Source organism: Paludibaculum fermentans (assembly GCF_051172195.1).
Lineage (GTDB): Bacteria > Acidobacteriota > Terriglobia > Bryobacterales > Bryobacteraceae > Paludibaculum > Paludibaculum fermentans_A.
In genome coordinates this window covers 393303-415380 of sequence record NZ_JBPJAQ010000002.1, presented here as the reverse complement: position 1 = coordinate 415380, position 22078 = coordinate 393303, and the positions used below count along the sequence as shown (strand labels likewise).

Here is a 22078-nt window from a genome sequence, read left to right as displayed (position 1 = left end):
CATGGACCGCCATATTCTGCTGCTGGCCGCTGTCTTCACACTGGGCGGATGCATGCACAACCGTCCCTATGAGCGTCCGCCGTCGCCGGTGCCCGCTGCCTGGACAGAGGGGACAGCGCAGCCAGCCGCGGCTGGCGCCGTGCAAGGGCCGGAGGTGCCCTGGCGGGAGTTCTTCTCCGATAGCGGTCTCCGCTCTGTCATTGAGACCGCACTCGCCAACAATCGCGACCTGAGGATGGCCGCGCTGAACATCGAGCGGGCGCAGGCGCTGTACAGGATCCAAAGCGCGCAGCGGCGCCCGACGGTCGCCGTCTCGGCCACCGGAAACGTCTACCGGCTGCCGAAGGACATGTCGGTGGCGGGCATCAATGTGGGGGAGGCCGTCACCATCCAGCAGTACACGCTGAACCTGGGCGCGGCCTCCTGGGAACTGGATCTCTTCGGGCGGATCCGCAGCCTGAAGAGCGCCGCGCTGGAACAGTTCCTGGCCACGGAGCAGGCCCGTTCCGCCACACAGCTCGCGCTGGTCTCCGGAGTGGCGAGCAGCTACCTGTCGCTGGCCGCCGATCGCGAGAGTTTGCGGCTGGCCGAGTCGACGCTGGAGGCGCAGCAAGCGAGCTATGACCTGATCCGGCAAATCCGGGACTCCGGCATGGCCTCGGATCTGGATCTCCGCCAGGCGCAGAGCCAGGTGGAAGCGGCACGCGTCGATATTGCGCGGTATACCGGCCAGATTGAGCTGGACGGGCATGCGCTGAACCTGTTGGCGGGCGCGCCGGTGCCGCCCAGCCTGCTGCCCAATGAACTGGGCGCAGGTAGCGCGATGAAGGAGATTGCGGCGGACCTGCCTTCCGAGGTGCTGCTGCGCCGGCCGGACATCCTGACGGCGGAACACCAGTTGAAAGCTGCCTACGCCAATATCGGCGCGGCGCGGGCCGCCTATTTTCCGCGCATCGCACTGACCGCCGGCGCCGGCTCAATGAGCAGCGACCTGACGAAGCTTTTCAATGCCGGTGCTGGCACGTGGAGCTTCGCTCCGCAGATCTCATTGCCCATCTTCGATTCCGGGGCCCGTAAATCGACCGTGAAGGTGGCGGAAACCGACCGGGAGCTGGCCATCGCCGAGTATGAGAAATCGATCCAGACCGCGTTCCGCGAAGTGAGCGATGCGCTTAGCCGGCGCATCCGGCTGCGCGAGCAGCATGTGGCCCAGCAGGCGCTGGTGAACTCGCTGGAGCAGGCGAACCGCATCGCCGACGCCCGCTACCAGGCGGGCATGGACAGTTACCTCACGGTGCTGGTGGCACAGCGGGCGCTCTACCAGAGCCAACAGGGGCTGGTGAGCCTGCGGCTGGCAGAGCTCGCAAACCAAGTGGCTTTGTATAAGGCGCTGGGCGGAGGCGGGGGCGGATGACCCCCGATGGGGCTCTCAACGGCTGGCCGTGAACTCGTAGCTGCCGGAGTGGAGCAGGTAGACGGCTTTGCCGTTCTCGAAGTGTTTGAACTCGACGCCTTGGGCGGCGGAGGGAGGCTGCCCGCCTTCCTTCACGGACGCGGCCGCAGAGGCCGGCAGGTAGAGCGTGGCGGTGGTATTGGCCGGCACGGTTGCTTTGTAAGTGAGGGTCTTGGCCTCCACTTTCCAGGCGCTGCGGATGCGGCCGTACATGGAGTCGTAGTAGCCCTCGGCGGAGGTCATGATGCCGGTGGGGTCGGGCTCCGGCTGCAAAATGAACTTCTGGAAACCGGGTTCGTCGCGCTGGATGCCCAGCGAATAAGCCATCATCCATTGGCCCACGGCTCCGAATGAGTAGTGGTTGAAGGAGTTCATGCTGTTGTTGCCGCCGAAGCCGTTCTCGACGGTGTAGCCGTTGAGACGCTCCCAGATGGAGGTGGCGCCCTGGTCGATGGCGTAGAGCCACGACGGGTATTGGTTGTTGTGCAGCAGGCGGTAGGAGAGTTCGCTGAGGCCGTTGTCGGAGAGCGCCTTGTTGATCCAGGAGGTGCCGATGAAACCGGTCATCAGCGAATTGGGCGGACGCAGCACGCCGCCGTCGTCCTGGTTCCCGCGGGCCACGCTATCGGCGAGGTTACGGACCATGTGGGGCGTGTTCTCGGAATTGAACAAGCCCATGGCCAGCCCAACGGCATAGGAGGTTTGAGAGTCGGCCACCTTGAACTCCAGGGGGGCGGGCGGACGGCCGGGGGCTCCAAACCCGCCTCGTCCGCCGACTGTGCCCAGCGTCTTCTTTTCAGCATTCACAAACGTGGCGTTGAAGAACGCCTTGCGCTTCTCGTACAGGGTCCTGTACTTCGCGGCGTCGGCCGGCTTGCCCAGGATTTCGGCGATTTGCGCCATGATGCCGAGGTCGTAGGCGTGGTAGGCGGTGGACAGGAACGGGGCGCCCAGCAGGTTGTTCTGCGGGCCCAGCCAGTCGCCCAGTTGACCGTCGGAACTGAGGCCGGTCTTCGGGTCGAGAGTCGTCTCCAGATAGTCGATGTAGGCGGCCATGGCCGGGTAGTGTTGGGCGAGCAGGCCGGTGTCCTTGTACTGCAGGTAGGTCTCCCAGGGGACGACGATGCCGGCGCTGCCCCACAGCACTCCGCCAAAGCCGCCGCCCACGGGGGCGACGTCGGTGAAGCGGCCGGCGGCGGACTGGGTGTCGCGCATGGCGTACATGTGGCGGGTGAGGAACTGGTTGGCATTCGAAACGTAAGTGGCGGTGCGCGAGAACACGTTGATGTCGCCGGACCAGCCCATGCGTTCATTGCGCTGCGGGCAGTCGGTGGGGATGGTGAGGAAGTTGTCGACGTTTGACCAGACGAGGTTCGACCACAGCTTGTTCACCTTCTCGCTGGAGGTCCTGTAGTCGGCTGTCAGCTCCCTGACAGAACTGATGGCCACGCCCTGGATGGCTTCGAGCGGCAGCGGTTTGTCGAGGCCGGTGATCTCGATGTACTGGTAGCCGTGCGAGGTGAACCGGGGCTGGAAGACCTGGCTGCCGGCCTTCATCGTGTACACGTCCTGGTTGAGGGCGGCGCGGTAGTTCTCGGTCATCAGCATGCCGACATTCTTCCCCGACTCTTTCAAATCCGGATAGAGCATCTCGGAGAAGCGGAGGGTGAGCCTGCCGCCGGCACGGCCATTGGCAACGGTGATCCTGGGAACGCCTACCAGGTTCTGGCCCATGTTGTAGACAAACACGCCGGGCCGGACCTCCTTCATGCTTTTCGCCGTGAGGGTCCGGAAGATTCCGGCGTTGTTGCCGATCTGGCCGAGGAGGGCGAGCTTGTCGAACTGGAAGGGTGTGCCAGGCGCGCCCATGCGGCCCTGTTCCAAGCCGGCGAAGGTTGTGCCCTGCAGCGGGACCGCGGCCGCCGGCTTCCACTTGCTGTCGTTGTAGGCGGCGGTGGTCCAGCCTTCGACCGCCTGGTCGCGGGCGGCGTCGTAGATCTCGCCGAAATCGAGGCTGCTGTAGAGGACGGGTCCGGAGGCGAAGTACTTCCAGGTTTTGTCGTTGCTGGTGATGGTGTCGGAGGTGCCGTCCTTGTAGGTGACGACGAGCTTCGCGAGCAGCGACTGGCGGTCGCCGAAGTGGTTCCAGATGTTGCCGAAGCTGAGCAGGCCGCTCCACCAGCCTTCGCCGAGCATCGCGCCCAGGGCGTTGTCGCCGGCCCTGATGAGGCTGGTGACGTCGTAGGTCTGGTAGAGGTGCGTCACGTTGTACTGCGTCAGGCCGGGGTTGTAGTAGTCGTCGCCGACGCGCCGGCCGTTCAGGAAGACCTCATAAATGCCGCGGGCAGTGACGTAGAGGCGGGCGCCGGCGACGGCTTTGGCGGGGGCCTTGAAGGTGGTGCGCAGCATGGGCATGGCATTGCGACTGGGATCCTTCACCTGGAACACGCCCCTGGTTCCACCGGAGAGAACATAGCGCCCATTGGCCACGGAAACGCCGGGTGCGGCGAAGATGCCCTTGTAGACAGGGGCCGAGAGATCCTCCTGGAACAGGATGTTGTTGGGGGCGCGGTTGTTGCGCACGGTGAGATCGCGGAAGCTTGCGTTCTGGCCCGGGTCGACGGCGAAGCCGATGTCGCAGAGCATGCCGAAGGGGAGATAGTTACCGCCCATGCCCAAGGGGTTCAGGTTCACGGCGTTCGCCGGACCGCCTCGGCCGCCCGGTCCAAACTGGGCAGGACCGGCTGGAGCGGCGGGGGCCGGTGCGCCCGTGAGGTTGGCCTGCCCGTCGATCGAGATGGTGATCTGGCCGAAGGCGCTGCGGAACTCGATGGTGTGCTCAGAGTTCCTGTTCGCACTGTTGATGAGCTCTTTGGCGAGTTCGAAGGTCTTGAGCGGCTTCGCGGGGGTATCGGTGTCTTTATAGCCGGCCCGATAGACGTTCAGTTTAGCCTTGCCATCAGGAGAGCCATCGACGGCCGCAATGTCGAGTTCCAGTTTGATGTAGCCCTGGTCCTTGCCGTTGGCGAGCTGGTAAATGTTCTTGTTTTTGTCCATCAGCCGCGAATCGTTGGCGCCGTAGACGAAGCTGGCGCGCGTGCTGCCGGGCGCGATGGTGAGGGCGTACTTCAGATCGAAGATAGCGAGGTAGGGCGCATAGAGGACCAGGTCTTCATTTCTGCCGCCGATCCATTGGGCGCCGCTCCACGCGCTGGAGCTGGGCGAGGGATCCATCAAGCCTGTCTCGAACCAGGAGCTGCCGAGGAGCTTCGCGCCGGCCTGGTTCCACACCGTCACAGTCCAGGAGTAGCGGGTCGCGGCCTTCAGGGCGCTGCCGGCGTACAGGATTCCGAGAGAGCCTGAGCCGTCGACCTTCTTCGTGTCCCAGACCAACCGGCCCTGGGGGTCCCGGACCTCCAATTGATAGGCGGCCTGGGCGGCTGAGCGCTCGCCGGCGGTGGTGGCCATCTGCCAGCTGAAGCGCGGCTGAGCTACGTCGATTCCCAGCGGCGTGGGCCTGTATTCCACCTGCAGATTCTGGAGCAAGGCCGCTGCGTTTGCGGTCGATAGGCAGCACAGCAGGGCGCTGGCCACGACGGCAAAGCGTCTCCACCGCAGGGAAACTTTGGGCTGGTATTTCTTCGTCACTACAACCTCCACGTCCTGAAGCCGGCTGTCTTCGTACGGACCGGCGGATCAATTCATATCAGGAAATGGAGGACAGCGGAAGGTCGGCGGCGGCTCAGTCCGCCTGGCGGGTGAGCATCACCTGCCCGAGATGGTAGGCAATGTGCCCGGTTCGCCCCAGCAGGACATTGAAGCGGTTGCGGTGCGGCTCGCGCTGGAAATCCGCCTCAGAGACGGAGGTATGGCGCTGCAGCCACTCCGCGGGGGTCAGTTCGGCGAAGCCGGCTTGCAGCACTTCGTTGGTCTTGCGCCAGATGTGCCGGAGATCCTCGACCGAAAAGGGATTCTCGACAGCCCCGTCGGCATTCTTGAGGAAGATGTCATCCAGTTCCGGATGGAGCCGGCGGCCGAAATCGAGCAGCGGGATGAGTGCATCGTTCACCGCGGCGAGGTGGCCCCAAATATAGAGAAGGCGGTTTTTGCCGGGCGCGACCCTGGCCTGCAGCCCTTCCTCCGAGAGGCTTTCGAAGAACTTGGTCGTCCTATCGACATTCGTGGTCCAGTTGCGGAGAGCGGCATCAATGAATTGCGAATCGGTCATGATCAGGTGATCCTTTTCCAGCGTGGAGATGGATGCGGCCGGCCCGCCCAAACGCGCGGGCGCAGCCGGCCTGCCTGCTGGGATGCTCGCCGGCGGGCTGCGGATTCAATAGTTCCGCATTTGTGAACTGTTGAACCAGAACGGGCCGCGCCGTACCATGGAAGAGATGAGACCGCTGCTGCACCCCTCTGTTGACGAGATTACGGTCGAATCGATTCTGCACGCGCTGGCCGATCCTGTGCGAGTGGCTATTTACGCCAGCCTGTTCAAGTCTGAATGCGCGCAGACGTGCACCGGTTTCCTCGCCGGGTGCGGCGCGAGCATTCCGAAGTCGACGCTCTCGCAGCATTACAAAGTTCTGCGGGAAGCAGGGTTGATCCGCAGTGAACGCCGCGGGGTCGAGATGCACAACACAACCCGGTGCGCGGAGATCGAATCGCGTTTTCCGGGGCTTCTATTCGCCATCCTAACTGCGCACAACCTGCAGCAGGAGCGCAAGGTGAAGGCGTCCGCCGCGCTGAAGCGCAAGGGCGGTTCGGCGGCGAAGGGACAGTAGAGGGCGCGCAAACCGGCGCCAACTGCCGGCCTCGACCAGGCTGTCTGCGATCCGCTTCACGTAGTATCGTGATCTGCAGGGTGAGCCGCTTGCGCTGCCCTCCAGACGGGCACCACCCGCGGCCGAACCACCATGCACCGACTGCTGCTATCCCTGCTTCTGCTCACGCCGGCACTGGCGCAACCGCCCGCCTGGCAGACGCGGGATGCCCGTGCGGCGGGCATGGATCCGCAGCGGCTGCGGCAGATGCAGGACGAGCTCGCCAAACTGCGCACCGATGCCCTGCTGGTCGTCCGACGGGGCCGGATCGTGCACGAATGGTACGCGCCTGAATGGAACGCCGCCCGGCCGCACGGCACGGCCTCTCTCGCCAAGGCCCTGGTGGGCGGCATGTCGCTGCTGGTCGCGCTGAACGACGGCCGCCTCGCGCTGGACGATCCTGCCTCGAAGTTCATCCCCTCCTGGCAGCGCCAGCCGCTGAAATCGAAGATCACCATCCGCCAGCTGGCCACCCACACGAGCGGCCTGGAAGACGCTGAACAGGACAACATCCCCCATATGCAGCTGCCGGGCTGGAAGGGCGCGTTCTGGAAGCGCCAGCCGGATCCCTTCTCCATCTCCATCCGAGACACGCCGGTGGTGTTCGAACCCGGCCAAGGCAACGCGTACAGCAATCCGGGCATGGCGGCTTTGGGCTACGCCATCACGGCCAGCCTGCGGGGGACCGCTTACCCCGACCTGAAGCTGGCATTGCGCGATCGCATCCTGCGTCCGCTGGCCGTTCCTGATACGGAGTGGGAGATCGGCTACGGCCAAGGCTACTCGGTGGATGGGCTCTCGCTCTATGCCACCTGGGGCGGAGCCTCGTTCACGGCCCGCGCCGCCGCCCGCGTGGGCCTGCTGATGCTGCAGCGCGGCGAATTCGGCGGGCAGCGCCTGTTCGCCTCCACGTGGGTCGATCGAATGCAGGCTGACGCCGGAATGCCCGTGCAGGACCGCGCAAGTGGCGATCCGGCGCCCCGCTCCGGCCTGGGCTGGTGGATCAACACCGACGGGATCTGGCCCGGCGTTCCTCGCGACACCATCGTCGGCGCCGGAGCCGGCCACCAGGTGCTCATCGTCATTCCCAGTCTCGACCTGGTCGTCGTCCGGTATGGGCAGGCCTTGACTCCGCCGGGCGTCTCCAGCGGCTTCTGGGCGCCCATTCTCAAGGGAATCCTGCAGCCGGTGATGGAGTCCGTGGTGACCCGCACCGCGTATCCGCCCAGTCCCGTGATTGCCGGGGTGCAGTTTGCGCCCAAGGGTACAATTCTCCGCCAGGCACCCGATAGCGACAATTGGCCCCTCACCTGGGGCGACGACGGAGCGTTGTATACGGCTTACGGCGACGGCCGCGGGTTCGCGCCCTTCACCGAACAGAAGCTCAGCCTCGGCTTTGCCAGGGTCGACGGAACGGCCGCCAAGTTTCGCGGGGTGAACATTCGCTCGGCTACGGGAGAACGCACGGGGGATGGAGCGAAAGGCGCCAAAGCGAGCGGCCTGCTCATGGTCAGGAAGCGCTTGTACATGTGGGTTCGCAATGTTGGGAATGCACAACTGGCCTGGTCGGATGATCGCGGAAAGACCTGGACCTGGGGCTTCCGGCTGGAACAGAGCTTCGGCGCCCCGGCGTTCCTCAACTACGGCAGGAACTATGCCGGCGCCCGCGATGGTTATGTCTATGTGTATTCACAGGACGGGGCCAGCGCCTACGATTCGGACAATGGAGTCGTGCTGATGCGTGCGCCGGTCAGGCGGCTGACCGAACGGGCGGCTTGGGAGTTTTTCGCTGGGCTCGACTCCGCCGGCGCCCCACGGTGGAGCTCTTCCCTCGACGCCCGTCAGAGCGTCTTCCGCAACCCACGCCGCTGCCAGCGCGTCGACGCCGTCTACCACCCTGTGCTGAAGCGCTACCTGCTCGTCGCCGGCTTCAATCACACCAGCGGCTGGGGCATGCATGACGCTCCGGAACCCTGGGGTCCCTGGACCACGGCTTTCGAAACGGAGCATTGGGACATCGAGGGTGCGCACGGCTACCGCCTGCCAGCCAAGTGGTTCAGTGGGGACGGGAAGAGTCTTTCGCTGGTCTATTCCGCCACTCACGGCAGAAACACACCGGACGACGATGCGTTCTGTGTTCGGGAAGTCCAACTGCAACTACGTTGATGCTGCAGGCTGCTATTCACAGCGCAGCGCTGAAGCCGGGTCCACGCGCAGCACTCGCCGTAACGGAGCGTAGCCCGCCACAACAGCCACTCCCAAAAGCAGCACCGCCGCCGTCACCAGCGTCACAGGATCCGATGGCGCGACTTCGAACAGCAGGGTCCTGGCATAGCGCGCGCCCAGCATCGCCATGGGGATACCCAGGGCAACTCCTGCCAGCGTCAGCACCAGGGCCTCGCGCTGGATCAGCCAGAAGAGATGACGGCGCGGAGCGCCCAGCGCGGTCCGGATGCCGATCTCCGGGATCCGGCGCGCGACGTTGTACGAGATCAGGCCATAGAGGCCGATGCAGGCCAGCAACAACGCCACGCCGCCGAAGACGGCCGACAGCATCGCCAGCAGTTGCTCTTTGAGCAATGACTGGGCCAGCTGGAGCTTTAGTGTCCGCAGGCGGAACAAGGGAAGGGATCGGTCCACCGCCTCCAACTCCCGGCGCACCTGCGCCCCCAGGTTCATGCCGTTCGCATAACGCAGTTCGTAGGAGACGAAGCCCCAGCGAAAGCCCTGTTCCCGGCCGTGCTGGAAGATTGAATAGTACAGCACGGGCCGCGGTTGATCGCGCATCCCGTTGTAGAGTGAGTCCTTTACCACTCCGACGATCGTCGCCAAGCCTACACGGTGGCCAATGGGATTCCCATTGGCAAACGCGCGGTTCGCGAACGACTGGTTGACCACCACCACCTTCGGCGCCGCCCCATCGTCACCCGGCTGGATGTCGCGTCCCAATAGGATCCGCGTCGCAACGGTATCGAAATACCCGTGGCTCACGGCATTCCAGGCGACTTTGATTGTGTCCCGCTGTGCCAGCGCCCGGCCGTCGATCTCGTTCACCCGGTCGATCAGGTAAAACTGATCGTCCACGGGACGGACAATCGAGGCGCCAGCCGACCGTACACCCGGCATGGCCTGCATCCGGCGCAGGATCTCGCTATACAGTGCGGCGGCCTGCTCCTTGTCAGAGCCGTAGCCAGCCAGTTTCGCATCCACCGAGAACATCAGCACGTCGTCGCGATTGAAGCCTGGATCGATCCCCCAGAGATTCTGGAAGGTGCGTACGAACAGCCCGGCGCCCGCCACCAGCGCCACGGACAGCGCCACCTGGGCCACAATCAGCCCCCGATCCAGCGCACGGGAGCCTGGCCCCACCTGGCGCGAGCCCGTCCGCATGGCGCTACCGGATCCGCGGGATGCACGCAACGCCGGCGCCAGGCCGAACAGACCCGCGGCCACAAACGTCGTGAGCAGGCTGAAAGCCAATACATTGGCGTCGGGGCTCAAGTCGATCGACAGAGGCGTGTCGCCGGTGGAGATTACCCGCAGCAACAGGGCCGAACTGCCCCACGCGATCGCCATCGCCAGCACGCCGCCCATCAAGGTCAAGACACTGCTCTCCGTCAGCAGTTGTTGGACGATGCGCCGCCGGCCTGCGCCCAGCGCCTGCCGTACCTCAATCTCGCGCCGCCGGCTGGAGGCGCGCGCCAGCAGCAGATTAGCCAGATTTGCGCAGGAAGCCAGCAACACCAACCCTGCGATGCACATCAGCACCTTCAACGGTAGCGAGTAGGTCTCCCGCAGGCCGCTGTGCATGCCTGAAGCAGCCGGGCGCAACATGAGATGGCTCGCCTGCACGAAGCGCTGCGTGCTCTCTTCCCTACCCATCGGAGAGAGCGCCAACTGCTCCTGGAGCACACGGCGGTGCACCAGGTCGAGTTCCGCCTCCGCCCGCCGGACATCGATGCCCGTCCGCACACGCCCGGCCAGCAGCAGCCAGCTTGCAAACGGCTCAGTCCAGCGCTCCTTCCGTCCGGGAGCCAGCCGGTCCGTCGACCGCAACGGCACCCAGGCGTCAGGAGCGTTCCCAATCGCGATGCCGCGGAACTCGGGCGGTGTCACCCCTGCCACCGTAAATGGCACGCGGTTGATGGTCACGGCCCGGCCCACAATGGAGGGATCCGCGGCAAAACGCGTCCGCCAATACTGATCGCTGAGCACCACCACTGAGGCATCCAGCGTGTCTTCCTCCTCGGAAAACAGACGGCCCAGCGCCGGGCGGACGCCCAGCACCGCGAAGAAATTGCCCGAGTACGCATCCAACTGCGCGAGTCCGGAGGTCCCGCCGGACTCCAGATTCACCCGCCCCACCCGTGTTCCGCCGAAGATCCCGGACATCGTCCGCGACTCCTTCCGCAGCCGTTCGAATTGCGGATAGTCGAACCAACTGTTCCAGTTGCCCGGATTTGTCTCCCACAACGGCAGTGTGTAAGCGAGCTGGACCATTTCATTCGGCGCGGGCACAGGCAACGGCCGCAGCACCACCGCGTTCAGCAGGCTGAAGATGCCCGTGGGTGCGCCGATGCCCAGGGCCAGCGAGAGGATCGCCGCAGTCGTGAATGCGGGCGCCCGCCGCAGGTTGCGCAGGGCATAGCGCGCATCCTGCACGATGTAGTCCACCCACTGCCAGCCCCAGGAGGCGCGCGTATCCCCGGCGACTCTCAAAGGGTTACCCAACTCCCGGCGTGCCGCCAATTGGGCCTCGCGCGCCGTCAGTCCTTCCGCCCGCCGGGCACGCGCCTCTTCCTCGAGATGGAACGCCAACTCGTCAGCCAGCTCGGCATCCCGCTTGCGCCGCGAGAGCAGCCAGCCCAATCGCCGTAGTGCGTCTCTCATGCCGGATCCTCCTCCGAGGAATTCAGGACCAGTCCCATCGCCCTCGCAAACGCCTCCCACTTGGAGCGCTCGCTCTGCAACTCCCTGCGGCCCTTTGTTGTCAGACGGTAAAATTTGGCGCGCTTACCGGTCTCCGCCAGCTCCCATCCAGCCTCCACCAGTCCGCGCCCTTCCAACCGGTGCAGCGCCGGGTACAGCGACCCCGTCTCCACCTGCAGCTGGTCTTCGGATGTCCGCTGGATATGCTTGGCGATGGCATGTCCATGGTTCGGTCCAAACAGCAGCGTACGGAGAATCAGTACGTCCAGGGTTCCCTGCAGAAACTCCATGCGCGGCGTGTTGCGAGTTGTCATTCCGTAGACACTCTACAATATAATTCTGTAGAATGTCTACTACAAAATCGCGGGTCATGGCGCAGGTTGGACAGTGTTTGCGAACCGCCACCCTGGGCGGCCGGCATCCAGTGGCTGCAGGGATCTGTCCGCCACGCAGGTCGCGCTGCAGTCAGCAGGCGTCCGGCACCGGTGTGAGCGGCGAGACCCTCAGCATCCGCGAGAAACCCAGATCGGCGCCCATCGGATCCGGCGCCGGATTCTCGTCCGAGGCCGCGCCGAAACACTCCACGGCTAATACCGTCAGCGGCGCTTCCGCGGGCAGCCCGACGCGCTTCAGCATCTCGTGGACCGCGGCAATCTCGATTGCCCCCTCACCGTACAGTAGGGCAGCGTTGCCTTCCAGTCCCGCATTGAAGAGTGCGGCCGGAGGAAGCAAGGGGAAGCGTGTCAGGACCAGGTTCCGCCAGGCCTTCCCATCGGTCTGCCGCACCCTGGCGTAGAGCACCGCCCACAACTGCGTCCGCGGAATCTGGGGCCGGACATTTCGCCCCTTATAGACCGGGGTCGCAAAGGGACCGCGGACTCGAATCGTTCGTTCGGTCCGCGCGGCCTGGCACGAGAGTGGCGGCACGGGATGCTGGACGCCAGCGACGCGCAACGCCGGCCCGTGGCGTCCTTGCGCAGTGGACCACCGGGCCTCGGTATGCCCCAGGCGGAGCTCGTAGGTGTATAGCCCGAACAGCTCCGGCGACGCGGCATTTAGCCCTTCGGGCAGGGGGACAATCCAGTGCCGCCCGTCGGGGGTGTTCGCCGCCAGTTCACCCATTGCGTTCAGCCCGTTGTTGTCGCGTGGCTGGCCGGGGACGATCAGCCGCATCCACTCCGGGTCGAGCGGCAACGGTGCCTCGATCGTTTCTGGAAACACCTCATTGGTCAGCATGGGATCCGGCGCGTCCGCCAGAATCCGGACATAGTAATTGTCGCGTGGGTCCAGAGGCGCCTCTTCGAATTCAATCCATAGCGACCGCACACGCTGATTGGTGGAGGAATAGTCGTCCGCCGCCACAAACTCCGACAAGGCGATTCCGGCCGAGACCAGTTTCGGAGTCTGCACCGGTGGCGTGGTGACGGGCACCACCAGTTCCGGAAGCACCTCGGGCGCAGGCGCCGGGGCCCCTCCTTTGAACGACGCTGCAAGGCGGTACTCAAACCGCAGCTCTTCCGGAAACTCGCCCGCAGCCGGCTTGGGATCGTAGGCATCGAAGAAGAACACGTCAGTGAACTGACGTTGCGCCGCCCTCGGGTCCGGCGCGACACCAGCCCGAGCTTGAGCGGCAAGGGCGCGTGGCAGAACCACCCTGCCCGCGAGCTGATCGGCATCAGGCCGATTCGGATGCCTGACAACCCGCCTTACCTCAAGCCCTGAGTCCGTCAGGCCGTCCCAGGTCCAGTCGCGGCTCACCGTGAACCGTACGACATTCACCCAGCGGCCGGCGAGGTCGGCATTCGACGCGAAGGTGATCGCTGACGCTTCCGAGCCAAGCGTATGCTGCAGTTCGGCGGACGCTCCGAAGATGGTTCGATGACCAGGGCGGCCGGAGAGGGTGACGCGCGAATGAGCCAGGCCCAACTCCAGGGCGACGCGATCCAGGGGGTTGGCCACTGAGCCGTCAGCGGGCGGAGACTGGAAAAAGAATCCGCGCACCGGCAGGTCGTTGGCGTTGAAGAGAGGCTCTTCCGCGGCTGCGTCCGCCCGGATCTCAAGCGTGATGGGAGTCCCGTTCCGCGCGGCCTCCGTCTCGAAATAGTCAGCGTCTTCGCGGCCCAACGCGGTGAGTGTCAACCGGATGTTCCGTGCCGTCGGGATGGCCAGCGGACCATCGTCCGGCTGCAGTCCGTTGAAGGTAGCCAGCGTGGCATGATCCTCGCCGGTCACCGGAATGGTGAGGGTAGCCGCCTCGAAGGATCGCCGGGTGTTGTAGAGCGGCATCCAAGCGGACTCATCGCCTGTGAGGGTCCGCACCTCGACAAGAATTCCAACCTGCAAAACATCCGGATCGGGCACGCCGAACTCGCGTTCCGGCGCGGTCTCGAAGTCGTTGCGCAGGTCGGCGAAGGTGGCGTTGCCCGTGAAAAGCGCATCCGGATAACCGAGCCGCGGCTTCGCCAGCTCAATCGATGGCACGTCTTTGGTGGGCCGCGCCAGCACTTGGATCTGCCCGGGACGGCGGCGCCTGCGGAAAGCAACGGTGGCAATGGAATCCGGCGCCAACGGGACGCCTTCCGCGGCCGCCGGGCCACCTCGCGTCAGGTCCGCCAGCCGGACCCGGAACTCATACGTCCCCCCATACAGCAGGGGCACCGCCTTGTCCGCGACGGGCACAAACTTCTTGTCGCGGCCCAACCTGTGCGCCTGCGCCGCCGGGTCATCGAGTAGAGGATGCTGGTGCAGGTCGACCAGCTCCTGATCCGTCAGCGCCAGCGAACTGCCACGCCACGTGGCGAAGTAGGGCGGCATCCAATACTGTCCCGCGTGCGCCGGTGAGATCTGGACGGGCGCCACTTCCACCACGGCATCGCCGTCAAAGCGTCCCAGGGTTTCCGCTCCAAGCGTGAGGTCCGCAACACTCGCGATCCGCTGCAGCGAATTCCACGCGGCCTCGCCACGCCGGCGGACGTCCACCCGGTAGCCCGCCGTACCCATCGGTGCGTTGAGAGCGGGGTCCACCTGGCGGTTCAGCCATTCGGCCACCTGCTCGTCATCCCATGCGAGACGGATCCCATCTCCGCCGTCGTCCGTCTGCGCACAGTGCACCATCCGGGCGAAGCCGTTGCTGTAGCGTTCCGCTTCGCGATACACGTCGTCGGCCGGATTCGCGCCGTCCAGGGGGAACAGCACGGCGGCGTAGAGCGGCCGGTTCTCGTTGAGCGCCGGCAGGCGGGCCGCGTACACAGACCGGAAGCCGGGGGCGGCTCCAAAGTAGTCGCTGCTGGGATCCAGGTCGATGTAGAGCCATCCGCCCTTGGCCAGGCGCGCCGGGTCCGGCACGGCCACGGTCACCTGCCCGATGAAGCCGCACGCTTCCGCCAGAGCCGGCTGTTTCAGCAGCATGGCCAGAATCCGGCCCCAGGTCACGGTGTTCTCGAGTTCGACAGGCAGCGGCGGCTGGCTCTCCTGCGCCTCGTGCAGCGCGCAATCGAAGTCGTCGGCCGCGGCCATGAACTTCGAGAGTTCCCGGTTCCCGGTGAGTGCCCGGTAGCTGCCGGTCACCGGTTTGCGAAACGTGAGGGTCGCGGCGGGCACGGCCACCGGACGCGCCACAATGTTGAATTGGCGCCTCAGCTCAGCCAGCAGCGCCGCCTTGTTCACGGGCTCGGGCTCGAGCGCCAGGGGCCCCACGGCCACCGCATCGGCGGCACGCGGCAGCTCGTCCGGACTGTCGATCAACTGCGCGGTGAATACCAGGTTTGCCGTGGCGAAGGGGGGTTGGTCCGCCGCCGGAACCTCGTTGGGATCCCCCTTCGGCAGGCACAGGAAGCGCACCTGGATCGATCCGTCGCTCCAACGTTGTGGAAAGGTCAGCAAGCTCAGGCGTGAAGGTGTGGGTGCGGGCATTGAGATCGGCTCCTCAGATGGCTGCGGTCAGCGCCAGGGCTCCGCCGCCCAGCGGCAGGGCGGCAAGCCGCAGTGGGATCTTCTGCTCAAATTGCGTTCGAACGTCGACATCTTCCTCGATCAGCCAGGCAACCTGTACCGTCGCGACCACGCGGATGTCGGCGAAGATGGTGACGTTCTCGAAATCGGCCCGCAGGATCCGGGCCATCGCCTGCACGGCGAACGAGAAGCCGATCAGGCCGCCCATCAGCTTCGCGCGAGCCTCCAGACCCAGCATCACGCCAGGCTGCAGCGTCTGTGGAATGAGCATGTATCCATACGTGATGGTGACCTCCACTTCCAGCAGGTTCTTGATGAGATCGCCGCCCAGTGAGGTGGTCATGCCCAGCCCCAATTCAATCGTGGGACTGCCGTCTTCCTTAATCTCCAACGCGAAGCGGAACATTCCACCCGCATACACCAGCGGAGGAATGACACCCTGCTGGATGTCGCCCTCGAACTCCGCCAGCAGGCGTCCGCTGGTCGACCCGTTCAGGGCCGCCTCCAGTTGTCCGGTGACGTGAAATTCGCCATAGAACTTGCCTACACCGATGTCGATGCGTTCGTTCGGCCCCTCACCCAACCGGAACTTCAGGCTGATGGTCACGATGAATGACGGGCTGGGCCCTGAACCCGCTGTCACGTCGACGTCGAAATCGAGGCCGAGGTTCACAAACTGCTTCAGGGCGTTGACGAGTTCCCGCAGCGCATCCAACGCCGGACCGAAATCCAGCGAAGGCTTCTGCAGCTTGCCCAGCTCACCGCTGATCGCGCTGTAGTTGGTCTTGATGACGAAGATCTTTCCGAAGGGATCGATCTCGATGTTGATGTCGTTGGGGGTGACACCGATCTCCCACGGCTTGTCTTCCAGGGCGGAATCGATGAGGCCGCTCAGCTTTGGCGCATCCGGGAACAGCCGTTGGATCGCCCACTCGCCGCCTTTGGCCAGGTCGGGCAGCGGAGCCGTCAGGTCAAAGCCCGGATTCGTCAGGCGCCAGTCGTTCACGCCAGTGATGTCAAACGCCGCGGCCTGCGCTGCGCGCAACGAATACACGCCCCGGGGAAAGACATCGGTCGACTGCGCCAGCGCCATGGGATCGGCCACGGCTGGCGCCGCCGTTCGCAACACGCCCGGCTCCACCGGATTCACTGAGGGCACCGGGAACAACACGCGACTGGTGGGCGTGGACATCATCAGCCCGTACTCCGTCGCCGGACGGTCGCGATTCGCATCGCCCGGATCGCGGAACGTATAGGGCCGCCCTGCCAGCCGAATTACCGGGATGCCGCGCCGCGGATCAACAGCCGAGGCTTCTCCCGTGCTGCTCACGCTCACCGCGCTCCACTGGCCGGCACGCGGCAGTTTGGGGGAACCGTAGGCAGCCACCACGAAGCCGGGAGCCGGTGCGTTGTCCTTGGGAGCCACACCGGCAAAGAGCCCCGACACCTGCATGTCGAGAGTGCCACCCACCCGGATGGCGATATCCGCCGGTCCGCCAAGCACGCCCTTCACAGCCGCAAACAGCAGGGCCATCCGGGCCGCGGTCGGAGCCGCCGCGGCGCCTGTGGGCAGCACCTGAATGTAGCCGGCCTGGTCATAGACGGGCACCCTGCCCGACTCTCCGCCGGCCCTCACATTCTCCAACTCGGCATCGCAATCGTAAGTCACGGCCTGCCAGACTGAGCCATCCGAAAGGGTCAGCAGCGGCTTGCCCGGGACCCGGATCCGCCGGATCTTCCGGTAAGCGATCACGACCCCTTTGTCGAACCTGGCGGGAGTCTCAAACAGTCCATCGTCGACGGCCACCCAACCGCTGTCGAAACGCAGCACTCGCCCGGAATTGCGCCGCTCCATCACGATGCTGCGCACCAGATGAGATTCACAGGGGGCCAGGATGGTCCGGGCCTGAATGACTTCCAGGCAGGTGCGGCCCACCATGACGTCGAATCGCGCCTGGGTAATGCCCACCGGCACGTCCCTGCGCCAGTTGCTGAACGTACTGAGTCCATACCCGGACAGGTCCGCCTGGTGCAGCGGCAGGAAGTTATGGAGTTCGTCCATCTGCAGGTTGATGGCGGCATCGTCCACAACACTGGCGAGCCCGGCGGCGTTAGGCCGGAGGTTCTGGATCTGGCGGAGGGAGCCGGCCATGATCCGCGCCGGATCCAGCGGCACCGGCGGGTCTGCCGGCCGCAGCTTGCTGGACTTTAGCCGCAACTGCCGCGCGGATGCCATCCCCGGTCCAAAGTCCACCGCATGCAGCGAGGCATCGGTGGCCGAGGTGGCGAACTGCAGCACTTCGAGCACGTCGAAGCGGGCGAAGGCGCGCAGCCCGAACGGCAGCGAGAACATGACTCCGCAGCGCTCACGTTCACGAGCGGAATCCACCCACGCCCGCGCAATCACGCCAGGCAGTACGGGCACCAGTTTGACGCTCCTGCTGCCGGCCAGCGTGCGAGCACCGTTTGTTTTGGAAACCAGTTCGACGGGGCCGGCCTGTACCGGTTCCCACAGGACCTGCGGCTGCATCAGCAAGCGAAGCCCGCTGAACTGCAGGCTCAACTGATTGTCGCGAAGCGTGGGCTCCAGCCGCCCCATTGACTCGATCGCCACGCCAAAGTGGTCGTCGCGGCTCGACAGATCCAGCAGGCTCAATGACTCGCGATGCGTGCCGAGGTGCCCGTCGAAGAGCTCTCGTAAAATGGGATCTTCATCCTCGCGCACCACACCGGGCTCGGGGAAGAAAACCCGGCGCTCTAACCGGCTTTCGATACCTGGGGTGGCCGCGGCCTGCCAGTTGAGGGTCGTGGACAGCGCGGCCGGCTGGGCCTGTCCGGCATCCGGCAAGCTCCAGTTCATCGCGTACGGATCGGGCAGGCTGGGCTGCGCCAGCAGTACATCGAACGAGAGAATGGCTGTCCCGTCCCCCACCGCGGCCGTACCATCGTAGACACCCAGAAGCACCAGCCGGGCAGGTGGCCGGACCGTCAAATACAGATTTTCCAGAGCCAGCCCTTCCGCTGCATTCCCGGGATCCCGGCCCGCCTCCAGAGCGACAAACAAAACCTCGGGGCGCGCCAGGATGGCGAAATTTTCCAGGCGACCTTCGAAGCCGAAAGGGCTGCCGGTTGCCCGCAGCGGCAGGTCCCAGCGGTTGCGGATCGTTCCGCCTTCATGCACCACCGTGATATCGCCCCGGCCTCGCTCGCTCAGAAAGGTGACACGCGTGATCGGATCCGGGCCAAAGTTGATACGGCTGAGCGCAGGCGTCCAGAGCTCCAGTTCCAGCCGGCCGGACCCGTCGGGCCTCCGCCCCTCGAGCATGATCAGATCCGCGTTCGCCGTGAGATCGGCCTCCAGCAATCGCAATGTCCCGCCGGCCACGCCGGCCAGGCTCATCGCCAAAGGGCCTCTCAACGTAATTCGGACCGAGCCCCCGTGCGCCGTCTCCCCCAACTCAGCCGGAGCGGCGGCATTCAAGGGCAGGGACCACACAGCCGAGGTCGCGTCACATTCGCCCGCAAACTGGGCAGCGGCGGACCGGTTCCCGGCGATCGCCCACGGCTGGCTGGCCGGGCCAAACGGAAAGTTCAGGGAGACACCGTCGCCGCTGGGCGCCGCTCCGGCTTCGTTAAACTCGAGCCCGGATCCGAAGCCGGCGAGTCCAATCGCCCCAGTCACCGCCGGGCTGCCATTCGAGCGGACCTCCAGCGTCTGCGGCAACGTGATCGAGACGCCGTTTGCGTCGGAGCCGGCCGGGTCAGCCGGTGGCGGCGGCTCGGGCTGCACAGTGAGCACCCACTGCGCGTTGGAGTTCACCAGGATGCGCCCGGCAAGCGCGAACAGGGCTGGAGCGGTTGAGGTAAACGTTCCGCCGGAGACGCGCAGACCGGCCATCCCGGCCACGCCCGCAACCAGGGATCGCGCGCGGATCCAAACCGTACCCTGGGGGATGTCGAACACCAGGTTCCCTGGCTGCGGCGCCGTGCCGGCAGGAAGCAGCAGTTCCACCTGGGGTGCCGGGTTGCCATTGGGCTGCCGGAGATGGACCGCGTGAAAGGTCACACTTTCGAAAATCAGGAACCGGGTCAGGTGCCCGGATCGGTCCGCAAAGGGCCCGAACACGTGCGACGGGCGCAGCGGCTCGGCCGTTGGGATCAACTCGTTGTTCTGTTGGAAACGCGCCCGGATCCCGTCCGCCGCCAGTTGCACCGCAAGGGCACCACCCGCAGTGATCGCGGCCGAAATGCCCGGATCCATCGAGGTGTCGACGGGAACGGGGATGCCCGGGTTCTGCTGCATGAGGATCGCCGCGACAAACCGGCGCAATTCGGCCAGGTCCTCCAGGCTCGTACCCGCGGCTGGTTGCAGTGCAGCCGTAAGCGCAATCAATTGGTCCGATACCGGGTTCATGGCGAACTCCTTCTATGAACGGAAACCAGTTGCTTCAAGATCGGTTGTACTGCTAGCTGGAGGACAGGAATTACGTCGACTCCAGGGCTCCAACTGTAGCAGGGTTCGGCCTTCGTGTCGCCGGGTGGGTCCGCCGCGCCGCGCGAAAGGAAAATGCCCACAGCGAGCCGCGACCGCAAGGCGCGGGGGGCGCCCAATAGCCTCCAGTCAACCTACCCGCGGGCGCAACCACGCCCTTCGATCGTCATCGACAATCTGGACCCACACGCGTCCGATCCAGCGCTGCATGCACCCCTCAATCTGGAACCGGCGGGTACGTATAATGCGAGTTACAGATATTCGCAGGAGAAAGTATGAATCGAGCTCACTTGTTTGCCCTCGCACTGTCCTTTACTGCCTTCGGTAGCGAACAGCCGGCTCAGACCCCCTCCGCGGTGGCCCCAACGCAACCGACTATCACGGCATTTGTCTATGAAATTCAGGGCGACTGGTCCGCGGGTCGGGAACGTCTACGCAAGGGGCAGGGCCTGGCCGAGGGCAGCGTGATACGGCCGCTGCTCGCACAGAAGGCGCAGGATTCGCGGCAGATTGTGAGCTTCATCGTCCTGATGACACTCGACGGGAAACCACTCAGGCTAGATTGTTGTCCTGTCAACGGCACGCCCCCCAGCCTGAAGGTTCCCGCCTCGGGACAACCGGAAGCGACACTCTCTCGCCGCATCGTCGAGGCCGCGGCGAGGATTTTCAACCACCGCGGGGAAATGTTCGCCACCACGCTGGCGCGCGGAGCGGAAGATGTGAGCCGTTCCGGAATTGCGAAACTCATGGACGGTTGGCTGGAACTCGGCGAGGGTGCTCCGGTCTTCCAGCGGAGCGGAGCCATGCTGCTGGAGCTGTGGCTCTGGCCCGAAAGCGGAGCCGCCCCGTCCGACGCCAAGACCCGCATTACACTACCCCTGCCCGCGGATCAGACGGCGAAAATCAAAGTGACGGCCAACCTCCGGCCGGGTCTGTACCGTGCGCAGCCGATGGGCGCAACGAAAACCGGGCTTGGCGCGGTGGGACGTGATTTCTACCTTCTGGTAAATAGTCCGGCAACCTATGAAGAATCAGCCACCTATTTCCGCCAATGCCTCGCAATTGCATCGGGCTGGAGTAATCAGGTCTCTCCATCAGGGAAGGAGGAGTTCCTCAGGGCATCGCTCCTCGATCTCGCGAGCCGACTCGACGGTCCCGGAAAGCAATAGTCATGTCGAAGCGCTCCTCCGCAGGCGTTGTCCAGTCGCCACATGCCGCGCCGGTTCGCGACACCTTGCGGCACATGCTGGCCGCGAAGTGGGTCATCCTCATCATTGCGGTGCTGACGGCCGGGATTCAACATCTCGGATGGCTGGACCAGTGGGAGTTCACCAGTCTGGATGTTGCCGCGAGCCTTCGACCGGAGCAGGCCGCCCGCCGCACGGTGATCGTCCAAATCAAACAAGAGGACTACGTTGCCTTCTTCCAGGAGTCCAGCCCACTGGATCCCAATCGCTTGAAGCAACTGATTGATGCGATCGCCAAGGGTGGCCCCGCGGTCATTGGTGTGGATCTCTCCACATCGAGAAAGATGTTTCGGGAATTTGTGACCGATCCCGCATGGCCTCCCTTGATCTGGGGCGCCGACCTGTCGATTTCAGACGGAAATGCCAGATCACTGCGCCCGGTGCTGGGCGGGCAGACTCTTTCCCGGCCGGGTGACGCCTTCGGACTCGCCCTGCTGCCCAAAGACTCTGATGGTGTCTTGAGGAAGCACAGCCGTTATATTCCCCTGGGCGGCCGCGAACTACCTTCCTTGCCATGGGTCATTGTTGAGGCGTTCTGCCGGACGCCGGAAGCGTCCGCCCAGGAAAAGCACCGGATCTCCAACCATTCGGGTGACGAGCTGAAAATGAACTTCACCGGAGAGCGCTATCGTTTCCGGACGATCACGGCCAGCCAAGTGTTCGAGATGGCTCAGGAGGAGGGGTGGCAGCAAAGCGGTCCCCTGCGGGGTTCCATCGTCCTGATTGGCGGCTACTACGATGACGCCGCCGATCGGCATGCCACGCCTCTGGGCGAGCGCCCAGGCGTCGAGTTGATGGCCCAGGCCGTGGAATGCGAGTTGAACGGCGGCGGCCTTCGTCCCTCCAATGAACTGCTGGCCATTCTGCTCGATATTCTCGCTGGCTTCGCTCTCACTGCTATCCATCACCGGCTGGGCGCACGCACGGGTGGAGCCTTGGCTGTCGTCGGTGCGGCGTTTCCCATCTTCGCCACCTGCAGCTTCCTGGCATTCCTGACAACCTCGCGCTGGCTGAGTTTCGTGCCGATGCTGTTGGGGGTGCTGGTTCACGAACTGCATCACGAGTCCCGGGAGGCCCGGGTGCTGCGCGACAAGTACCGTGATTTGCGTCACCGGTTCGAGGAGCTTCGCGGTGTCTGCGCCGCACGCTCAGGTGAGACGCCATCGAAGCCCGGCAGCGAACC

Annotated in this window: 10 protein-coding genes and 1 pseudogene; 5 read left to right on the top strand and 6 right to left on the bottom strand. The window is 64.9% G+C overall.

The features are described 5' to 3' along the window. The first annotated feature begins 1 nt into the window (after position 1). Positions 2 to 1414, top strand: coding sequence for an efflux transporter outer membrane subunit (locus ACR9Y2_RS28290; protein ID WP_435045230.1), 1413 nt, complete (start codon positions 2 to 4; stop codon positions 1412 to 1414). A 15-nt stretch (positions 1415 to 1429) separates the two neighbouring features. Here the strand turns inward: ACR9Y2_RS28290 and ACR9Y2_RS28285 are convergent, their stop codons facing one another. Together ACR9Y2_RS28285 and ACR9Y2_RS28280 are read right to left on the bottom strand one after the other, a co-directional pair. Next, complete coding sequence (locus ACR9Y2_RS28285; protein WP_435045229.1) at positions 1430 to 5101, bottom strand: family 78 glycoside hydrolase catalytic domain; 3672 nt, start codon at positions 5099 to 5101, stop codon at positions 1430 to 1432. 94 nt (positions 5102 to 5195) lie between these two features. After that, complete coding sequence (locus tag ACR9Y2_RS28280) at positions 5196 to 5681, bottom strand: DinB family protein (RefSeq protein WP_435045228.1); 486 nt, start codon at positions 5679 to 5681, stop codon at positions 5196 to 5198. 166 nt (positions 5682 to 5847) lie between these two features. Here ACR9Y2_RS28280 and ACR9Y2_RS28275 point away from each other — a divergent pair, with 166 nt between their 5' ends. Continuing rightward, on the top strand, positions 5848 to 6237 hold the full coding sequence (locus ACR9Y2_RS28275; protein ID WP_435045227.1) for an ArsR/SmtB family transcription factor: 390 nt from the start codon (positions 5848 to 5850) through the stop codon (positions 6235 to 6237). Positions 6238 to 6369: 132 nt separating this feature from the next. Beyond that, the gene (locus ACR9Y2_RS28270; protein WP_435045226.1) at positions 6370 to 8442 is read left to right on the top strand and encodes a serine hydrolase; all 2073 of its coding nucleotides are present in this window, start codon (positions 6370 to 6372) and stop codon (positions 8440 to 8442) included. Positions 8443 to 8454: 12 nt separating this feature from the next. Here the strand turns inward: ACR9Y2_RS28270 and ACR9Y2_RS28265 are convergent, their stop codons facing one another. The 4 genes from ACR9Y2_RS28265 to ACR9Y2_RS28250 all read right to left on the bottom strand — a co-directional run bounded on the left by ACR9Y2_RS28265 (position 8455) and on the right by ACR9Y2_RS28250 (position 19570). After that, the gene (locus ACR9Y2_RS28265) at positions 8455 to 11166 is read right to left on the bottom strand and encodes an ADOP family duplicated permease (RefSeq protein WP_435045225.1); all 2712 of its coding nucleotides are present in this window, start codon (positions 11164 to 11166) and stop codon (positions 8455 to 8457) included. Further along, complete coding sequence (locus tag ACR9Y2_RS28260; protein WP_435045224.1) at positions 11163 to 11519, bottom strand: PadR family transcriptional regulator; 357 nt, start codon at positions 11517 to 11519, stop codon at positions 11163 to 11165. Before ACR9Y2_RS28260 ends, ACR9Y2_RS28265 begins: the two co-directional genes overlap by 4 nt. A 151-nt stretch (positions 11520 to 11670) precedes the next feature. After that, positions 11671 to 15117, bottom strand: coding sequence for a hypothetical protein (locus tag ACR9Y2_RS28255; RefSeq protein WP_435045223.1), 3447 nt, complete (start codon positions 15115 to 15117; stop codon positions 11671 to 11673). 13 nt (positions 15118 to 15130) lie between these two features. Next, positions 15131 to 19570 (bottom strand): hypothetical protein, encoded by a 4440-nt coding sequence (locus ACR9Y2_RS28250; RefSeq protein ID WP_435045222.1) that lies wholly within the window; start codon positions 19568 to 19570, stop codon positions 15131 to 15133. Positions 19571 to 19923: 353 nt separating this feature from the next. On the opposite strand from ACR9Y2_RS28250, the gene ACR9Y2_RS28245 reads away from it, so the two are divergent. Next, a complete protein-coding gene (locus tag ACR9Y2_RS28245) occupies positions 19924 to 20817 on the top strand; it encodes a hypothetical protein (protein WP_435045221.1) in 894 nt (297 codons plus the stop codon). Positions 20818 to 20819: 2 nt separating this feature from the next. Further along, positions 20820 to 21761, top strand: a pseudogene (locus tag ACR9Y2_RS28240) (CHASE2 domain-containing protein); the annotation flags it as partial. Positions 21762 to 22078: the final 317 nt, after the last annotated feature.

Excerpts from the sequence above, each read along its gene's own strand:
- ACR9Y2_RS28290 (WP_435045230.1), top strand. The coding sequence starts at position 2 with ATGGACCGCCATATTCTGCTGCTGGCCGCTGTCTTCACACTGGGCGGA.
- ACR9Y2_RS28275 (WP_435045227.1), top strand. The coding sequence starts at position 5,848 with ATGAGACCGCTGCTGCACCCCTCTGTTGACGAGATTACGGTCGAATCG.
- ACR9Y2_RS28250 (WP_435045222.1), bottom strand. The coding sequence starts at position 19,570 with ATGAACCCGGTATCGGACCAATTGATTGCGCTTACGGCTGCACTGCAA.
- ACR9Y2_RS28260 (WP_435045224.1), bottom strand. The coding sequence starts at position 11,519 with ATGACAACTCGCAACACGCCGCGCATGGAGTTTCTGCAGGGAACCCTG.
- ACR9Y2_RS28270 (WP_435045226.1), top strand. The coding sequence starts at position 6,370 with ATGCACCGACTGCTGCTATCCCTGCTTCTGCTCACGCCGGCACTGGCG.
- ACR9Y2_RS28280 (WP_435045228.1), bottom strand. The coding sequence starts at position 5,681 with ATGACCGATTCGCAATTCATTGATGCCGCTCTCCGCAACTGGACCACG.
- ACR9Y2_RS28245 (WP_435045221.1), top strand. The coding sequence starts at position 19,924 with ATGAATCGAGCTCACTTGTTTGCCCTCGCACTGTCCTTTACTGCCTTC.
- ACR9Y2_RS28265 (WP_435045225.1), bottom strand. The coding sequence starts at position 11,166 with ATGAGAGACGCACTACGGCGATTGGGCTGGCTGCTCTCGCGGCGCAAG.
- ACR9Y2_RS28255 (WP_435045223.1), bottom strand. The coding sequence starts at position 15,117 with ATGCCCGCACCCACACCTTCACGCCTGAGCTTGCTGACCTTTCCACAA.